We start from the raw sequence: 18,285 nt of genomic DNA on the forward strand, positions 1-18,285 counted from the left end.
ATCTCCGCGTTCTCGTTATCCGGCAGGATTCAGAAACGATAGCCAAGACCAACGCCGACAATCGTAGGATCAATTGTTACGTTCGCCGCCGCGGGCGCACCGCCGACCGTGGCGCTAACGTCCGTGCTCAGCCAAACTTGCTGAACATAGCCGTGTACTGTCCAACGCTCAGAAATGTCGTAGTCGAGGCCGAGTTTGAACGCCGGCCCGAACGCATTGTCGACATCAACGTTGCTGAGCGCGGCATCGTCGACATTCAGGAACACAGCATAAGTTACGCCGACGCCGATATACGGCTTGAACGCGCCTAGATCCGAGAAATGATATTCGCCAGACACAGTCAAAGGACCATAGTTTGCGTTCGCCAGCGTGCCGAAGGCGGCGAGCGAGCCAGCGCCCTTGATGTGCGCGCGCGGCGGATACCCCGCATAAACATTGACAGCGAAATTTGGTGTCACGAAATAGCTTGCGTCGAAGGTTATCGTCGGATTGTCGGCCATCGAGACTGATCCGTCCGGCACACGCGCGCCGCCCACCGCGACATCCGCGCTCTCGTTAGTGAACACGTTCGCGATGTCCACATGGAGTAGCCAGCGCCGGAAATCGTCGCCGGAAGGTTCGGCCGCATAAGGCAAACCTGTTTGATTTTCTTGGGCCTGCGCCGGCCACGACAGCATGACCAAGCCAAGGCCAAATAGCAGGCCAAAAACCAAATTGCCTTTCAACGATCGTCTCCCCCTGGTTTTTTCAATTTTCGGCTTCGGGCTAACCGAGCCCGATAAAACGATGCCCCCAAACACTGATCTTGTCGTAGCGCACGACCGACCAGTTTGTTTCGACTTGGCGCGCGCCCCACCCGTATTCCACCGCGAAGCCCGATGGAGTCGCCCCGTAGAACGAAACCATGTGATCGTTGGTGTGCCGCCCGAGCGTCGCTACGATCGCGCCATCGGCTTCGAATTTCTCAAGGGCAAAGCCAACGTCATCAAACTGCGTCGCTTCGAGCATGAAGTGATGGAGCGCTTTGTCACCCGGAAAGCTGCCAAGAGCGAGCGTGTGATGACGACCGTTGCAGTGAAGAAAATAAATGCGGACCGTCAACTCGTCGCTCAGCTTCCAATCGATAATATCCGAGAGATGAAGGCCAAGGCCCTTGATATAGAAATCAAGCGCAGCGCTGGCGTCGGGGACGTTCAACACATAGTGGCCGAAACCTTGGTCGCCGGTGAGGAACCCTGAAACACCCGCAGGGGAAATGAACGGCGTTTCGAAGACCTCTGTCGGGCCATAGCAAATTTCGACGCGATTTCCCGCCGGGTCTTTGCATGACACAAGCCCTAGGACGCCGCGATCCGTCGCTATGTCCTGGCCTTCCACGAGCACCGCAACGCCACGCGCCTCCAGCCTCTTTTTAACTGCCGTCAAAGCTTCCTCGCTGTCGACTTCATAGCCCGAGAATGAAAGGTCGTCGGCTTGGCCTTTGTCGACACTGAGACGCCATGCGCGGGAATCAATGCGAAACCGGGCCCGGTGCGCGACCGCAGAGGATTCCATCAGCCCAAGCTTGTCGGCAGCGAAGGCCCGCCAGGCGGCAATGTCGGAAACCTCAAATCCCAGATAGCTCAATCGCTGGATGCTCATGCGGCCTCTCCTTCGGAGAAGCGCTTGTCGAGTTCCGCTCCGAGTCTCACGTCGATTAACCCGCGAACTCCCCAACCGCTGTTGAAGTCTAGGATCGAGCCGGTCAACGGAACGGTTTCCGCACGCGTTGCGAAGAAGACATAGGCGCCCGCGTATTCTTCCGCCGTCGCGACCTGCCCGGCCGGAAGAACGTTCTCAAGCATGTCCTTGAGCGAGATCGTCGCAATACTTCTGTCTTGCAGATCTAGAGCTTTGAGCCCGCGCAGATCAGTGCCGATGATCCCGCCGGGCGCGATGCCGTTGACACGGATATGCGGCCCCCATTCATATGCGAGCTGCTTGATCAGACCGACAACCGCGTGTTTGCTGGCTGTGTAGAGAGCACCTCCGCCCGAGGTGTAGAAGGCGGCGTTCGACGCGGTCAAGATCACACGGCCCCTGCTCTTGTAAAGCGCAGGCAGGGCGGCCTTGGCAGCCAAGAGATAGCCCTTGACGTTGATGGCGAACATCTCGTCGAAGGCGTCTTCGATCTGATCATCGGGAATGTCGACCAACGGCGTGATATAGTCCCACACGCCCGCGTTCCCCACTAGGCAGTCGAGTTTGCCGAATGCTTCGACGCATCGAGCAACGGCATGCTTGTGGCTGTCGAGAGAACGAACATCGCCCTCGACGCCAACAACGGCGTCGCCATGAGCTTCTTTGAGCCTCGCAAGCCCGGCGCTCGACTTATCAAGCACCGCAACGCGGGCGCCCTCGGCGACATAGCGGTCAACGATCGCTCGCCCAAGCCCGGACCCGCCGCCCGTCACCAGGGCCACTTCTCCCTTCAGCCGCATAATTGTTTTCCTTCCTGACTTGAGCGCGCGAGATCGCGCATGCTCATGTTGACGTCTCCCAGCGCCTCGGCGGCGACGATAGATTGCTGTTCGACGAGTTTGACCACCATGGCGAAATCGCGTGGCGCGTCCACAGCAACAACTGCCCGAACCACACCATTCAATACTCGAAACAGAAGCGCCGGCCCGCCCCCAAGGGTCCCGCGAAGCACGACCTCGCCTGGGCCCTCGATGTCGCCGCCGATCTGCATCCGGCACCCGGCAATCTCGGTCCAGGAGACAGGCACTTGCGGCGCGGTTGCCTTCTTTCCAAGGATCGCCGCCGCCACCGCTGCCGCTTGGCGCTGTGCATTCAGGTACGTCTCCAGCGACCGCCGCCCGCCGTCCCGCAGCGGCCAGTTCGCCACGTCGCCGACCGCGAAAATTCCATCCGCGAGAGTTGCGCCGCAACCATCGACGATCACGCCGCGGTCGCAGGCAAGCCCCGCCTCGCGCGCGAGGTGGTCGACCGGTTCGGCGCCGATGCAGATCAGCGCGCTATCCGCGGCGAACCGACGGCCGTCGCTAGCGATTACTGCTGTGAGCCGATCTTCGCCGACAAACGCACTGACGCCGACGCCAAGCTCCACGCGCACGCCCAAGCTCCTCAGTTGCTCACGGCTCCAAGCGCCGATCCGGCGCCCCAGGACACGCACGAGCAATTCGTCCGCGGATTCTAGGATGGTCACTTCCAATCCGAGCTTTTTTGCCGTTGTCGCGACCTCGCAGCCGATCAGTCCGCCGCCCATCACGACGAGCCGCATTCCCGGCGCCCAATCTCGACGCAGACGATCCACATCATCATGCGTGCGGAGCGTGGCGACGCCGGCGAGATCCCCGCCGGCGAGAAGGGGTTTCCGGGCGCTGCTGCCCGTTGCGGCGACAACGACGTCGGCTGCAAACTCCTTTCCGTCGTCAAGGCTAATTGCGCGCTCACTCGCATCCAGCCTCGTTACCGTCTTGCCGAAGATCAAGTCGATCTGCGCTTCATTATACCACTCGTTCGAAACGAGCAATGGCGGCTCCGCGAGATCGCCGCCGAGCACGGCTTTGGACAGCGAAGGCCGGTCATAAGGCAGATGGGGTTCGTCCCCGATCAAGGAAATCCGCCCCTCGAAGCCTTCGGCGCGCAAGACTTGAGCTGTCGTGACGCCCGCAACGCCATTGCCGATGATCGCGACGTGACCAACCATCAGGTCACCTCTCCGGCATCAAGATCGACAAGGATGAAATCTTCTTCCAATTTAACTGGGAACACCCGGAGCGCCTTGCAGGCTGGAAGAGCCTTTACCTTGCCTGTCCGCACGCAGAACTTGGCGAAATGCAGCGAGCATTCGACGATATCGCCGTCCAGATAGCCGTCGGAGAGGGCCCACTCTCCATGCGTGCAGGTGTCTTGCACAGCAAAAAACTCACCATCAACGTTGCACAAAAGCACAGGCTCTGATCCACCTTCGTGGCGGTGCATATCGCCTGGTTGAAGGTCCGATCGCCGCAGAATGTATGTCCATGCCATGTTTCGATCACACTAAAAGAAAAAGCTGAGATTATTGGAGAGGATCGTGCTTTGATCGATCAGGATCGTGCGCTTGGCGATCTCGAATCCGGCTTCGCTCTCTTTGCGCCGCAGCGTATCACGCCGCTCGCCGGCGAAGATGTCGAGCTGGCGCTCCAACCGGTTGCGATAGACGATAAATGCGTTTGAGGTCTGGTATTCTTCCAGCACTTCCCCCTGCGCGATCATCACGTTGCTGATAATGTGCCGGGTACGCGATGCGGGGTTCTCGGACCAGCTGACATCGGACGTGATCTTCCGAATCCGGCCCTTCATCATATGTAGGGCGGTTGAACATTACGCCGCCATGGCCTTGATGAAGCGTTCTCCGAACAGCACGGCGAACTGGGCCTTGGCTATGGACCACTCACGTGGCGGCATTTTCCACTCTTTCTCGGATCGGTTCAAGATCAGATAGAGCAGCTTGGTCGCTGAATCGTCGCTGGGAAAGTGCCCTCTGGCCCTGACCGCCCGTCGAAGCTGGGCATTCAACGCCTCGATGGCGTTTGTCGTATAAACGATGCGGCGGACCTCGTCGGGGAAGGCAAAGAACGGGATGACCTCGGCCCATGCACGGCGCCAGCTTTGGCCGATCGCAGGATAGCGCCGGCCCCATTCGCCGGCCTCGAAGGCTGTCAGGGCCTCTTCGGCAGCGATGGCATCGGTGGCGCGGTAGACGGTCTTCAGTGCACCAGCGAGCGCCCTGCGGTCCTTCCACGACACGAAGTCCATCGAGTTGCGCAGCAAATGGACGATGGGGTCGTTGAAAAAGCCCCATTATCGTCGATCTGCGACAGATGGTCTGCCAATGCCACGAGTTTTGCGACTGGGGCGCACGATCAAGCGACACCGAAGCTGTGCAACTGTTTCCGGCGCGTATGGGTGTTCAAAACCCCGTAAATCAGCGCAATCAGGGCGACGGCGAGCCGCTTGAGGTTAATCGCGGCGGCGGTGAGGAATGCCTGGATGCGCATGTTATCGAGACCGCGCCGGACGGCACGCGCAAGACCATGCCAGGTTTTGGCTTCGCCATGGACGCCTTCGACCCGCCAGCGGTGACGCTGATAGAGCCGTTCTTCTCGCTCACCCCACCGCAGCCGTTTACGCCGCGCCCGTAGCAATGATGGGTGATTGACATTGAACACGACCACACGGCCATAACGCGACGGGCTGACGCAGCGCGCCTTGAGCGGGCATGCCGCGCAATCTTTGGCATTGGCATGAAAATGCTGAAACGCTCCGCGCTGAAGCTTGCCCCTGGGGTGCAGGATCTTGCCTCTAGGGCAGCGAGCGATGTTGTGGCGCGCATCAAACTTGAAGCGACGGGTGGGAATGACCTTGCCGGGCGGCGGTTCGGCCTTGGCCGGAACCACGCCTTCGATCTCGCGATCTTCAAGCGCGCGGAAGACTTTGGCATAGGCATAACCGGCATCCATTGTGGCAACCGCCATCGCCGCGCCGGTCGTCGCGGTGATGGCATCGAGCCGTGCGACCACAGCTATACCCTCGTTCTCCTCACCGGTCGCAACCTCTACATCGACGATGACGCCGGCGACATCGTCCACGGCGGTGTGCTGTTTGTAGGCCGGTTCAAGTCGGCGGTTGCGGCCGTTGGTCGCCATGGTCGCGTCGGGATCGGTGACACAAACCTTCTTTGACCTGCCCTTCTTGCGATTGTCGAAAAGCGTTTCGTCGTTCGCCTCGGTGACCGCCTCGACGTGGCGAACAACCAGCGAGTCCCAGCTGACATGGGCACGGATCAGCGAGGCATCGATATGGACGACTTCGCCGGTTGCAATCTTCGCGGCAATACAAGCCTGCACCGTCCGCTCGAAAATACGGCGGAAACGTTCTGCTCCCCAGCGTTGACGAATGCGCGTCAGCGAAGAATGATCCGGCAACGGCTCATGTAGCGCGAAACCGCAAAACCAGCGGATCGCCAGGTTCACCTGCGCCTCGCGCATCAGTCGGCGGTCATGCACGATACCAAGCAGGAACCCGGCGAGCATCAGCCGGACCGCAACCTCGGGATCGATACCGGGACGGCCATTGTCAGCGCAGTAAAGGTCGCTGACCTCGTCGCGCAGCCATCTCAGGTCGAGAACCCGGTCCACCCGCGCCAGGACGTGATCGTCCGGAATCAGCTGACGAAGCGATCCCGTGATGAATAGTTCAAGCTGACCCCGCTCCTTGCAGCCAAGCATAATGCCATCTCCCACTGCCTCGACACAGTGAATCAGACCGGCGCGACTTTTTCAACGACCCCACGATGCAGGTCTGGACGATCGCCTCGGGGAACACGGCGGTGATGGCCTCTGGAAAGCCCTTCAGGCCGTCTACGACGGCCAGCATGATGTCCTCAACACCGCGTTTCCTCAGCTCGTTCATCACCCGCAGCCAGAATTTGGCGCCCTCGTTCTGCTCGATCCACAGGCCGAGGACGACCTTGCCGCCATCGGCACGCACGCCCAGCGCGATGTGGATAGCCTTGTTGCGGACCAGACCTTCGTCGCGGATCTTGACCCGGATCGCGTCGAAGAAAACCAGCGGATAGGCAGGATCGAGCGGCCGGGCCTGCCAGGCGGCGACCTCTTCGAGCACGGCGTCGGTCACCGTCGAGATCAGGTCCGGCGAGACGTCGATACCGTACAGATCGCGCAAGTGCCCGACGATCTCCCGTGTGCTCATGCCGCGCGCATACATCGATACGATCTTGTCGTCGAAGCCCGGAAACCGGCGCTGGTACTTGGCAATCAGTTGCGGATCAAAGCTGGCCTGGCGATCGCGCGGCACCTCGATCTCGATCTTGCCGGTGTCCGTCACCACCGTCTTGCGGCCATAGCCATTGCGGCTGTTCCCGGCCTGCGAGGCATCGCCAAGGTGGTAATCCATCTTGGCGTTAAGCGCCCGTTCGGCCAGCGCCTTCTTCAACGAATCCAGCAGGCCGCCCTGCTGGAGCGCACTGGCGGCATCGCTGCCGGCCAAGAGTTGATCGAGTAAATCAGCCGGGATCGCCGGCTCCTTGCGTCGAGGCATACAGGGTCTCCTTCTTACCCATTATGCCCGCCCACACACGAAATTCCTGACGGTCCCTTGGTACGGGAATGAAGACGACGAGGAAGCGCTACAGCGCGGATTTCAAGGCCAAGGTTGCGCTTGAGGCGATCCGCGGCGACCTGACGCTGGCGGAGTTGGCTGCGAAACACGGCGTCCATCACACGATGATCGCGGCATGGAAGCGGCAGGCCATCGACGGGATGGCGAGCACGTTCTCCGGGGCTGGCGATGCGGCGAGGGCAGCCACTGAGAGCGAGGTGGAGAAGCTGCGCGCCAAGATCGGGCAACTGGTTGTGGAGCGGGATTTTTTAGCGAAAGCTAGACGCCTCGAAAAACCTCTGGCGCATAGCGGGCTGGGCCGATACTGCCTACCGCAGCCAGGCCAACGAACGCTGGCTCAGGCGGCAGGGCAAAGTCAACCGTATCCATCGTCGCAAGCCGAAAGGGCGACCGATGCCCGAACGCACCGCCAAGGCCAACGCCGCCAAGTCGAAAGTTCGTGCCCGCGTCGACCATGTCTTCGCGCACCAGAAGGCAAAGATGGGCCTCTTCATCCGCACCATCGGCATCAAGCGCGCCGAGGCCAGGATCACCCTCGCCAACCTGGCGTTCAACATGCACCGCCTGATCTTCCACGAAACTCGCGCAGCGACGGGATAAGTGTGCCCGGAGGGCGGAGAATTACCCAGGAAAGCAATGATGAGCGGCTCGAAACGATAGAGAATGCGCCGCGTAGCGGCCGCATGAAACCCGTCAGCCCCTCATCGCGCCGCCATCGTCAAATCCACCGGGTTGATGGAGGTCCCCAGGTGTAATACAGGCTCTGAGCGATGCCTTCACGGCGGCACAGCTCGGCAATGCTGTCCTCGCCACGCAGGCCTTCGAGCACGATGCGGATTTTGTCCTCGGCCGAGAAGTGCCGACGCGTCCGCCGCCGGATGTCCTTCACCACCCGCTCCGCAGGGGCCTTCACCGGTGATTTAAGGAGGGTTTGGGCTTCATCTTCGTTCCTTCGTCACTACGACGAAGCCCAAACCCTCCTTAAATCACAACCTCAAATCTGTGCCATGGGTGCTGACGGGGGACATTTTCAGTTGTTAAATAGCTTCATACTATCCGCCAATAATATCGCCTGGACGCGATTTTTAACTCCAAACTTGGAAAATATGTTGTGGACATGCCATTTAACGGTATCTTCGCTAATTCTATATTTCAGGGCAATTTCGCGATTTGAAAGACCGTCTTTAATTTTATGGAGAATTGCCAATTCTTTTCTCGTAAGGATATCATTTTTGATTTCTTTTGATGTGAAGGCAGGATAATCATTTAACTTGATGCGGTGGCTGCCAAAATCCTGATCGCCTGGCAGGAGATCGAGCAGCGGTATCGAGCTTGGTCCTAAAAATTCCAGATATTGACGCTCGTCAAGCAACGTTCGATAACATCCCTTCCGTTCGGCAATTTCGATGGCATCCGCCACGCGTTGCTCGGCAACCGTCAGCCTTTCTGTTGCCGCATTGGCGCCCGCGAGGCACAACAGAGCTGAAATTTCCAGCCTGCTCGATTGGCTGCGACGCGCGTGATCCAACGTGGCGCTCGCTAACCGGCCCGACAGATGATGCTTCCCTCTTCGCGCTGCGATACGAGCTTCCGCGAGGGATCTCATGGCGCGTAAACATGGGCCATGTGATGTCTGAAAGACAGGCTCGCTTTGCGCCGGCAAGATCGCGCTGGCCTCGTCGGGGTCATCCAGGACCAGTAGATAGGCCAGGGCAAGACGCGCGAGCACATCAAGACGCGGGAAGGTGCATTTCCCGGCGATCAGGCGCGCCTCCCAAAGGAGTTCGCTGGCGACTCTCCGGTCGCCTTCGTGATTGGCGATGGCTGCCGCAGTACGAAAGGCTGAAAAGAGGAAATCTACCACGCCGTGTTGACGTACGAAACCCAGAACATTACCAACCCGTGAGGCGATACCGTCAAGTTGGTTCGCCTCGTATCGTAGTTCAAGCTCCAGTATTTCCAGGAGATTGGCAGAGAACGGTGTGGCATTGATCTGGGCTATGTTGTCGTTTCGCGCCCATCTAAGGCGCTCAGCGGCGCCTTGCATATTGCCCCGCGAAATGTCGCTGTAGATTATCGCGCTGTGAAGCCAGCCGAGCGCATACCGATGGTCGGCGGTGACGTTGACGGCGGACGCTTCAAGACTCAATTTTTCCAGGTCATCAAACCGACGTTCGCTGGCTGCGATAAAGCACAGGCATGTGAGGATTGCCCCCCTGGAGACGAGATCAGCATCACCATTCAACTTTATCCATAACTCGCATTGCCGTCTGCTTTCGGAAAGATTGTCCGCGGTTGCTTCGCCGATCGCGGCGACGAGATCGCACCACCACTTCGTCCGCCGCCGGGCCGCTTCGTCGGAAAGGCCGACGCTAACGGCGCGAAGTTCCGCCAGCAGCGCGGCCGCCTGTTTCTGGTCGTGGCTGAAAATCTGCGCCCAGGCCGACCCGACAATGATCGTCGGGGCAGAGACGGCCTCGGAGAAGCTGCGCCGCCATAGCTGGATCTGATCCACCTCCCCTTGGCGCAACGCGATGTCTATCATGCTCGTTGACGCGACCTCGGCCGCAGCGTCCAAGTCGCCCGCTCGCAGATAGAGGCTGATACTTTCGCGACTATGACCGTTTGCCCGCTGCCATTGAGCAGGCCGGACTAATAGTTCCGACTTGAGACCGTGAAGTTCCACCGCAAACCTATGCTCGAGAAATTCGCGAAGCAGCGGGTGAAATTCATAACCTAACTGTGTTCGGTCCTGTGGGGTAAGCAGCATGCGTTCGGCGGAGAGCTCTTCGATGAAGTAGGCCCCATCGCTCCTGCTAAAAACATGGTTGAAGTAGTCGGCGGAGATCACCCCAAGGATCGAGGCGCGGATGCAGAACTCCCGCACATCACTGGGGAGACTGGCGAGTATGGCGCTGCGAAAATATCGATCCAGATCGCTATCGCGACCGGTGACACGATCAACGACCAGACGTTCGGCAGTTGCATGATCGCTGAAGCGGCCTGTAACAAAAGGCATAGTGGTTCCGCCCAGCCCAGTGTTCGTTTCCAGAGCAAATGGATGTCCGGTTCCGAGATGAGAGTTCCGGGCTCGCCACGCGCGACTGCATTCGCTTCGACAAGCGTGAAGGCGAGCGCATCAGTCCCGACTTCCCGGAGCTGTCGCCGGGCGGCGATGCGCGCAAAGCCGATGCCCGCAGTCGTTGCTGCCATGATCTCGACGTCAGCCGGCGCAGTAAGCATGAAGTCCTCGATCTCATCCGTCAAATCCGGATAAAACCCGATGTCGTCAAAACAGAGGAGAATATCCGACTCCGATTGATCAATGAGTTCCTGCAACCAGGCGGCGAGAGCTTGGAGTGTCTGAGGAACGACGTCCGGAAGCGGTGGGGAATCATTCCCGGTGGCGCGGTATGCTGCGACTATCTGCGCATGGATGCGCTCTGCGAGCAGACGGGGATTATAATCGCATTCCTTGGCGGACGCCCAGGCCATATAGGCCCCGTCTTGACGGCGGTTGGCCCAGAACTGGGCCATCGCGACACTCTTTCCATAGCCAGAAGGCGCGCGAAGGAGGTGGCGGCGCCTAGCTTCATCACCCTTAAGCAGGCGCGGGCGCGGAAGGCATCCAGACGCGAGCAACGCTACCCGTTCATTGACATCATCCATGATCGTCGAACTTCCTCTCCTGCTCTAGCCTGCCTTTTCCGTCGGTCTTAGCGGAACAACCGAACTCCTATTACAGAGATTGCCATTCCTGCCAAAACCAACCGGAACGCTGGTGACCATTCCCCCCGCGACGCCTCCGCCGGCGATGAGCAAAGCGGGTCAGATGACGGCCTCCTTCAAAGGGATGGCGGGATTGCTCAGCTTGCTAGGGTCGATAGTCGTGCGCGCGCTGATGAATTGCTTACCAACCAGGAAATCCTGTGGCGAATTGATCGCTTCGACGCACTGGATGCGATCGCCCTTCAAATGGAAAATTGCAAAGCCTGCGGCAGAGGGGACGCCTCGCAGAAGGACGTGGTCGACATCGATCGCCTGGCCGGCGATCTGCAGTTTCATATCATATTGGTCGGACCATTGCCACGGAACTTCGTGGGTCAGCGAGGGGCCGCCGACAATGGCGTTGGCGGCCTGTCTGGCTTGTTCGAGCGCATTGGGCACGCTCTCGAGACGGGCGATGTGTGCGTAGTGCGGGATCGGGCGACGGGCGACGTCGCCGATGGCGAAGATGGCGGGATCAGATGTGCGCGCTTCAAGATCGACGAGAATGCCAGCGCCGGTATTAAGCCCGGCATCCCGCGCGATTTCGTCATTGGGAACGGCGCCGACGCCGACGAGGACCGCATCGCACGCGATCGTTCGACCATCGTCGAGACGCACACCGCTTACACGCCCATCATGACCTTCGAACCCCGACACGGCGACACCCAGTTCGAAGTGGATGCCCTGTTTCGCATGGTATTTGTGAAAGAAGGTGGAAAGTTCTGGGCAGGCTACGCGGGCGAGCAGTCGCAGCTCGCGCTCAATCACTGTTACTTCCGCTTCAAGCGCTTTTGCAGACGCCGCCACCTCCAGGCCGATGTAGCCGCCGCCGACTATGACAAGGCGCTGGCCGGCTCGCAGGGCGTGTTTGAGTCGTTCCGCGTCGCCCGCCGTTCTCAATTCCATAACCCCGTCTAGGCCCGCCCCCTCTACCTGCAGCCTGATAGGGCGAGCGCCCGTCGCGATGATGAGATAGTCGTATTGCAGATCCTCGCCGGTCGATAGCATCACCGTCCTAGATTGGCGTTCCAGCTTGTCCGCCCGAATGCCCAGTCGCAGGCCTATCTGAGATGCTTCGTAGAACCCGGACGGTTTCAGGAGCATCGGAGCTTTACCCGGTTCGGCCCGGAGCGAAGCCTTGGAAAGCGGCGGACGATGGTAGGGCAGGAGGGATTCTTCACCAACGAGCGTTATCAGCCCCTCGAATCCGAGCTGGCGAAGGAGGGCTGCCGCCGTTCCGCCCGCATGGCCCGCCCCCAGAATCACGACATGTTCATCCGCTCGGCCCATAGATGCTCTCTCCTGAAACGCTGTGGTTCGACCGGCAGGTCGATCAATCTGATCTTCAGGCTCATTCGATAGAAAATTCGGATCAATGCAAAACCCCACTTTAGTTGGGTTGTTCTACGAGATGAAGCAGCCAAGCTTATAAAGCGGCACGACTTGCCCAACGTTAGCAACGCAGAAAGTGCGTGCGCATCGAGAGGAGATGTCCATGAGCACAACCATTTTGAGTGACGGCGCGCCTGATCGCTATGTCGACAGGAAACGCTACCTATGGGTATTGTCGGTCGTTTGGCCGGCGGCACCCCTTATCGGGCTTTATCTCGTCCACCTGACGGGATGGAGCATCTTCTATGCCTTCACACTGTTCGTCTGGTATGGTGTGATTCCGGCTTTCGACGTCCTGCTCGGCAAGGATCCGAACAATCCCCCCGAAACAGCAGTGGTCCGTCTGGAGGCGGATAAATATTACCGGGTTCTCACCTGGCTGACCGTTCCGGTGCACTATGCCTCGCTGGTCGGCTGTGCATGGTGGATCGCGACGCAGCCGATCGCGTGGTGGGAGGTGGTGACTCTCGCTTTCTCACTGGGCATCGTCAATGGGCTGGCGCTGAATACCGGCCACGAACTCGGCCACAAGAAGGAGCCCTTCGATCGTTGGATGGCCAAGATCGTCCTGGCCGTAGTTGGCTATGGTCACTTTTTCATTGAGCACAACAAGGGTCATCATCGCGACGTGGCGACTCCAGAGGATCCCGCTACCTCTCGCATGGGCGAGAGCATCTACAAGTTCTCGCTCCGCGAAATTCCGGGCGCGTTCCTGCGCGCATGGAATCTGGAGAAAGTGCGGCTAGAACGTGTCGGCAAGAGTGTCTGGAGCCTAGACAACGAGATCATTCCCCCGCTGATGATCACTCTGGCCGTATATGCCGCCCTCCTGCTGGCTTTCGGGCCGGATCCAAAGTTGCTAGTATTTTTGCCCATTCAAATGGCGTTCGGCTGGTGGCAGCTTACCAGCGCTAACTATATAGAGCATTATGGACTCTTGCGCCAGAAGATGGCGGACGGTCGGTACGAGCGCGCTCAACCGCGCCACTCGTGGAACAGCAACCACATCGCGTCAAACCTCATTCTGTTCCACCTGCAGAGGCATTCAGATCATCACGCCCACCCGACGCGCAGCTACCAGTCGCTCCGAGACTTCAAGGGCTTGCCGGAACTGCCTACCGGCTACCCAGGTATGTTCTTCATGGCACTGATCCCGCCGGTCTTTCGGTCTGTCATGGATCACCGCGTCGTGAAATGGGCTAATGGCGATATCGGCAAGATCCAGATAGATCCGGCACACAGAAAGAAGATCGTCCGTAAATACGGTGTGGCGTCCCGGACTCCCTAGAGTCCGCTCACTTGGGTTGCTGACAAGGCGAGCGATTTTCGAGACGCCTCGGTCGCTCATCGGATAATTATAATCATAACCGGAGCGCCTCCGAGGCGGCGAGTCTTCCATGGCGTTCCGGTCGGTCTCGCCTGTCACGGTGACATCGCTGCGCTGAAGCGCGAAGTAGAAAGTAATGTGATGACTCAATATAAGTGCCCTGATTGCGGCTATATTTACGATGAAGCAACGGGCAATCCGCACGAAGGCTTTGCGCCTAACACGACATGGGCGGAAATTCCCGACAATTGGGCATGCCCAGACTGCGCGGTTCGCGACAAGCCGGACTTCATTCCTCTTGGGGGGGGTGCTGTCAACACGGCTCCGGCGGAGCTTTCCGCGGACGCGGAGCCATTCGCGAAATGGCACTGCGTGACCTGCGGCCACGTCTACGATGAAGCGCTGGGCGACCCGGCGACCGGGCTTGCCCCCGGCACACGATGGGCCGATGTGCCCGCGGATTGGTACTGCCCGGACTGCGGCGCGACCAAGGAAGATTATGAACGTCTGGACTTCTGACGGAGCGCCAGGTGACCCCGTGCGACTTCGACAGCCACGTCATTTTGAGGAGAGTCCTATGAATGTTCAAGCATTCCCGCGCGCCAGCTCCGAACCTGGTCTGGACGTGAGTCATATCCAGGGTCTCTTCGCCTGTCAGCGCGAAACGGTCGAGCGTGATAGATCCCGGTTCGGCTTGCGGGATCGGCTGGATAGCCTGACGCGGCTGAAGGACACGATCAAGCGGCGCGAAGGCGACATCATCAGCGCGCTTGGCGCTGATTTCAGAAAGCCGGAGCCGGAGGTGCGGCTGACCGAACTCTTCCCGGTCTATCAGGAGATATCCCACGCCAAACGGCACCTAAGATCCTGGACAAAACCGCACCGCGTCCCGGGCTCACTCGGCATGTTCGGGACCAGCGCACACGTACGTTACCAACCCAAAGGCGTGTGTCTAATTGTCGCTCCGTGGAACTATCCTGTCAATCTGAGCCTCGGTCCCCTGGCGTCAGCCCTGGCTGCGGGAAATACAGCTATCATCAAACCGTCGGAGTTGACGCCGGCGACGTCCGCCATCATCCGGCAGATCGTTGAAGAGACATTTCCGCGCGAACAGGTCGCGGTGTGCGAGGGCGACGCATTGGTATCACAGGCACTGCTGGACCTGCCGTTCGACCATATCTTCTTCACTGGCAGCCCTCAAGTCGGCAAAATTGTGATGGAAGCCGCCGCGAAGCACCTGACCTCTGTGACGCTCGAGCTGGGCGGCAAATCGCCAACGATCGTCGATTCGACAGCCGATATCGACGACGCAGCGCGCAAGATCGTCTGGGGAAAGTTCTCCAACAATGGCCAAACCTGCATCGCACCCGATCACATCTATGTCGCGCGCAATCAGGCGAAGTCCCTTGTCGGTGCCCTCCGCCGCGAAATTCGGCGCGTATACGGGGAGACGGAGTGCGATCAGAAATGCGGTGAGGATTACGGGCGGATCGTAAATTCTCGGCATTTCGATCGCCTCAGCGCGCTGCTCGACGATGCAACCTCGCGCGGCGCGCTGGTCCTCGAAGGAGGGGTTCGAGATCCGGATCAGAAATATCTCTCGCCAACGCTGATCGGGGGGACCGACCCCGAAATGGCAATTTCGCGGGAAGAAATTTTCGGGCCAATTCTGCCAGTGATCGAATACGACGATATCAGCCGCGTAATCGATACAATCAACACCGGCCCCAAGCCGCTCGCTCTTTATATCTTCAGCAAGCACGCCCCAGCTTGGGAATCAATCATCGAACGGACCAGTTCCGGCGGTGTTTGTATCAACCAGAACGTCGTCCAGTACCTGCACCCCAATCTGCCGTTCGGAGGGGTCAACAACAGCGGTATCGGAAGCGCGCATGGCTTCCACGGCTTCAAGGCATTCTCGCACGAACGCGCAGTGTTGAGGGACAGGTTCTCTGTATTGCGGCTTCTGTTTCCGCCCTACACACCCGCCGTGAAGCGATTGATCGATATTACGGTTCGCATTCTAGGCTGAGCGCCCAGACAGAGAGTTGTCTTGGCACTACAGATCGGAGAGATGGATGTTTGATTATATCATAGTGGGTGGGGGATCCGCTGGTTGTTTGCTAGCAGAGCGTTTGTCAGCAAACCCTGAGATACAGGTCTGCCTGCTTGAGGCGGGGCCACCCGACCGCAGTCCGCTAATCCATATGCCCATTGGGATCGCTCTTCTTTCCAAGAGCAAGACGCTTAACTGGGCCTACGAGACTGAGCCGCAGCCCAACCTCGGCAACCGGAGACTGTTCTGGCCGCGTGGAAAGACACTCGGCGGCTCAAGCTCGATCAATGCAATGGTCTATATCCGTGGTCATCGCGAGGACTATGACGCCTGGGGAGAGGCGGCCGACCCAATCTGGTCCTTCGATAATGTCCTTCCGTTGTTCAAGGAGATGGAGGCGAACGAGCGATTCGGAGCTGACGCGCACCACGGCGGTTATGGCGAGCTTCACGTCAGCGATCTTCAGACCGTCAACCGGCTGAGCGAAGCATTCGTTGAGGCTGGGCAAGAAGCGCAGTATTCGCACAACGCCGATTTCAATGGCGACACACAGGATGGGATCGGCTTCTACCAGGTTACGCAACGCAAAGGGCGGCGTTGGAGTTCCGCCCGAGCCTTTCTGTCAGGCGCAAAAGGGCGGCCTAATCTCCGAATAGTAACCGGAGCGCGGGCAACGCGGATCATTCTGGAAGGGCGCAAGGCGGTCGGCGTGACCTATGCGTCGGGTGACAAGCTCACCGACCTGCGCACCAGGGGCGAGGTCATTCTGTCGGGCGGTGCGATCAATTCACCTCAGTTGCTGATGCTTTCCGGCATCGGCGACGCGGCAGAATTAGGGGGGGTCGGCATTCCGGTCGTCGTCGATCTGCCGGCGGTTGGAAAAAACCTGCAGGATCATCTCGACATCACGATCATGCACGAGGCGAACGATCGTACGCCGATCGGGGTTGCCCCATCGTTCATCCCGCGGGCACTGGCTGGCGCATTATCCTATGTGTTCCAGAGGCGGGGTTTTCTGACGAGTAACGTTGCCGAATCCGGCGGATTCGTCAAAAGCTCACCCTCACAAAGTCGCCCGAACCTGCAGTTTCACTTCCTTCCTACTCTGCTGAAGGACCACGGCCGCCAGATCGCCTTCGGTTATGGGTACACGTTGCATGTCTGCGATCTATTGCCGAAGAGCCGGGGCCGGATCGGGCTAAAGAGCCGGAATCCGCTCGACGATCCCTTGATCGATCCCGCCTATCTCTCGGCTCCCGAAGACATCGAGACGATGGTCTCGGCGGTAAGGATCGGGCGTCAGATCCTGTCGGCGCCGTCGATAGCGACCTTTTCGAAACGCGAGCTGGTTCCCGGATCGTCAATCGAGAGCGAAGCTGACGTCATAGCGGACATCCGCCATCGGGCCGAAACGATCTACCACCCGGTTGGGACATGCCGGATGGGAAGAGATCCGCATTCCGTCGTCGATCCGGCGTTGCGCGTCCGCGGGGTGGAGGGCCTTCGTGTCGTCGATGCCTCCATCATGCCCACCCTCGTCGCTGGGAACACCAACGCGCCAACGATGATGATCGCGGAACGGGCCGCCGAGCTCATTCTCGGGAAAACAAGGCTCAAGGCGGGCACGGAGGAGGGATCATCCTCCACCGTATCTCTAGGTGCCAGGCAGCGAAGTCAGGTCGGATGAATGGGCGTTCCTACGGCTGATCTGGCCGAATAATTACAGACGACGTCCTGCAGTGACGGCGCATCACAAGGAGAGGAGAATAACATGATCTTCATTCCTAAGCCTGCGGATCCAACGGCTTTGCCGCTTGCCGGAGCATTATTCCTACTGAGTACCGTTCTTGCCACGCCCGCTTCCGCGCAGAACTCGCCGAAACTGAAGCGATGGGCTGTCACTGTGAATGCGACCGAGGTTTTTGTGGATGAGAACGCCCCGAACATCACTCTGGCGGGTGCACCTCTACCCGGCTCTAACGTGCGAATTGGAAACGCGACTACGCCGACTCTGGACGTCGGGTATTTTTTTACGCCGAACATCGCCGCCAATGTGTTTTTTGGGGTGCCCGCACCTGCCGAAATCGACAGCACCGGCCGCATCGGACCGCTCGGGACACTGGCCAAGGTCCATTATGGACCAGTAATCCTTTCGGCTCAGTATCATTTCAAGAGCCAGGGCAAGCTTCATCCCTATGTGGGAGTAGGCGTCGGCCGTGTCCTGTTCTTCAACAAGCACGACGGAGCATTGAGCGATTTCAACATCCGCGACAGTTGGGCGCCGACGGGGCAATTGGGCGTTCGGTACGAACTCAATAAATCATGGATGCTGAACGCTGACGTTCGGTACGTTCCATTCTCCACGCACGCGTCAGGTTCGCTAGGTGGAGCGCCCGCGCTGACCCGGCTCGACATCGATCCCATTCTGACGAGCGTTGGGGTTACCCTTCGTTTTTGAATATATATTCGAATACATCGCATGGAGAACTATATGTTGACCCTAATGATGCACCGCCCATTGCGTATCTCACAGGTCATTCAACTTATGACG

At 59.1% G+C, this 18,285-nt stretch carries 15 protein-coding genes and 5 pseudogenes; 7 read left to right on the top strand and 13 right to left on the bottom strand.

Features of this window, described 5'->3' with window-relative positions; all coding sequences use genetic code 11:
- Positions 1-29 precede the first annotated feature (29 nt).
- The 9 genes and pseudogenes from LOZ74_RS09075 to LOZ74_RS09115 form a co-directional block, all read right to left on the bottom strand.
- Positions 30-725 carry an OmpW family protein gene (locus LOZ74_RS09075; protein WP_230290961.1) on the bottom strand — a complete coding sequence of 232 codons (696 nt, stop codon included), beginning with the start codon at positions 723-725 and terminating at the stop codon, positions 30-32.
- Between the two features lie 40 nt (positions 726-765).
- On the bottom strand, positions 766-1,641 hold the full coding sequence (gene bphC / locus LOZ74_RS09080; RefSeq protein WP_230290962.1) for a biphenyl-2,3-diol 1,2-dioxygenase: 876 nt from the start codon (positions 1,639-1,641) through the stop codon (positions 766-768).
- On the bottom strand, positions 1,638-2,480 hold the full coding sequence (gene bphB / locus LOZ74_RS09085; RefSeq protein ID WP_230290963.1) for a cis-2,3-dihydrobiphenyl-2,3-diol dehydrogenase: 843 nt from the start codon (positions 2,478-2,480) through the stop codon (positions 1,638-1,640). Before bphB ends, bphC begins: the two co-directional genes overlap by 4 nt.
- Entirely contained in the window at positions 2,471-3,712 is a 1,242-nt protein-coding gene (locus tag LOZ74_RS09090; RefSeq protein ID WP_230290964.1) for an NAD(P)/FAD-dependent oxidoreductase, read from the bottom strand. The genes bphB and LOZ74_RS09090 overlap by 10 nt, the downstream gene beginning before the upstream one ends.
- Positions 3,712-3,987: a non-heme iron oxygenase ferredoxin subunit gene (locus tag LOZ74_RS09095; protein WP_304505947.1), complete on the bottom strand. Its 276-nt coding sequence runs from the start codon at positions 3,985-3,987 to the stop codon at positions 3,712-3,714. The genes LOZ74_RS09090 and LOZ74_RS09095 overlap by 1 nt, the downstream gene beginning before the upstream one ends.
- 60 nt (positions 3,988-4,047) lie before the next feature.
- On the bottom strand, positions 4,048-4,353 hold the full coding sequence (locus LOZ74_RS09100) for an aromatic-ring-hydroxylating dioxygenase subunit beta (RefSeq protein ID WP_304505948.1): 306 nt from the start codon (positions 4,351-4,353) through the stop codon (positions 4,048-4,050).
- A gap of 18 nt (positions 4,354-4,371) precedes the next feature.
- Positions 4,372-4,830 (bottom strand): annotated as a pseudogene (locus LOZ74_RS09105) (transposase); the annotation flags it as partial.
- Between the two features lie 83 nt (positions 4,831-4,913).
- Positions 4,914-6,278: a transposase gene (locus LOZ74_RS09110; protein WP_230290966.1), complete on the bottom strand. Its 1,365-nt coding sequence runs from the start codon at positions 6,276-6,278 to the stop codon at positions 4,914-4,916.
- A gap of 43 nt (positions 6,279-6,321) precedes the next feature.
- A pseudogene (locus LOZ74_RS09115) lies at positions 6,322-7,110 on the bottom strand (IS256 family transposase); the annotation flags it as partial.
- 68 nt (positions 7,111-7,178) lie between these two features.
- On the opposite strand from LOZ74_RS09115, the pseudogene LOZ74_RS09120 reads away from it, so the two are divergent.
- Both LOZ74_RS09120 and LOZ74_RS09125 read left to right on the top strand, forming a co-directional pair.
- Positions 7,179-7,457, top strand: a pseudogene (locus tag LOZ74_RS09120) (transposase); the annotation flags it as partial.
- Between the two features lie 28 nt (positions 7,458-7,485).
- A pseudogene (locus tag LOZ74_RS09125) lies at positions 7,486-7,791 on the top strand (IS5/IS1182 family transposase); the annotation flags it as partial.
- Between the two features lie 145 nt (positions 7,792-7,936).
- Here LOZ74_RS09125 and LOZ74_RS09130 read toward each other — a convergent pair.
- The 4 genes and pseudogenes from LOZ74_RS09130 to LOZ74_RS09145 form a co-directional block, all read right to left on the bottom strand.
- Positions 7,937-8,104: pseudogene (locus tag LOZ74_RS09130) on the bottom strand (transposase); the annotation flags it as partial.
- Positions 8,105-8,221: 117 nt separating this feature from the next.
- Entirely contained in the window at positions 8,222-9,961 is a 1,740-nt protein-coding gene (locus tag LOZ74_RS09135; RefSeq protein ID WP_370638908.1) for a LuxR C-terminal-related transcriptional regulator, read from the bottom strand.
- Between the two features lie 77 nt (positions 9,962-10,038).
- Complete coding sequence (locus LOZ74_RS09140; RefSeq protein WP_230290967.1) at positions 10,039-10,860, bottom strand: hypothetical protein; 822 nt, start codon at positions 10,858-10,860, stop codon at positions 10,039-10,041.
- A gap of 159 nt (positions 10,861-11,019) precedes the next feature.
- A complete protein-coding gene (locus tag LOZ74_RS09145; protein WP_230290968.1) occupies positions 11,020-12,249 on the bottom strand; it encodes an NAD(P)/FAD-dependent oxidoreductase in 1,230 nt (409 codons plus the stop codon).
- A gap of 205 nt (positions 12,250-12,454) precedes the next feature.
- Between LOZ74_RS09145 and LOZ74_RS09150 the strand changes: the two genes are divergently transcribed.
- The 5 genes from LOZ74_RS09150 (at position 12,455) to LOZ74_RS09175 (ending at position 18,192) form a co-directional block, all read left to right on the top strand.
- Positions 12,455-13,639: an alkane 1-monooxygenase gene (locus tag LOZ74_RS09150; protein ID WP_230290969.1), complete on the top strand. Its 1,185-nt coding sequence runs from the start codon at positions 12,455-12,457 to the stop codon at positions 13,637-13,639.
- Positions 13,640-13,819: 180 nt separating this feature from the next.
- Positions 13,820-14,197 (top strand): rubredoxin, encoded by a 378-nt coding sequence (locus LOZ74_RS18310; protein ID WP_370638816.1) that lies wholly within the window; start codon positions 13,820-13,822, stop codon positions 14,195-14,197.
- Between the two features lie 58 nt (positions 14,198-14,255).
- The gene (locus tag LOZ74_RS09165) at positions 14,256-15,710 is read left to right on the top strand and encodes an aldehyde dehydrogenase family protein (RefSeq protein WP_230290970.1); all 1,455 of its coding nucleotides are present in this window, start codon (positions 14,256-14,258) and stop codon (positions 15,708-15,710) included.
- Between the two features lie 46 nt (positions 15,711-15,756).
- Positions 15,757-17,421 carry a GMC family oxidoreductase gene (locus LOZ74_RS09170; RefSeq protein ID WP_230290971.1) on the top strand — a complete coding sequence of 555 codons (1,665 nt, stop codon included), beginning with the start codon at positions 15,757-15,759 and terminating at the stop codon, positions 17,419-17,421.
- Between the two features lie 84 nt (positions 17,422-17,505).
- Entirely contained in the window at positions 17,506-18,192 is a 687-nt protein-coding gene (locus tag LOZ74_RS09175) for an OmpW family protein (protein ID WP_230290972.1), read from the top strand.
- Positions 18,193-18,285 lie beyond the last annotated feature (93 nt).

Source organism: Croceicoccus sp. Ery5 (genome assembly GCF_020985325.1).
Lineage (GTDB): Bacteria > Pseudomonadota > Alphaproteobacteria > Sphingomonadales > Sphingomonadaceae > Croceicoccus.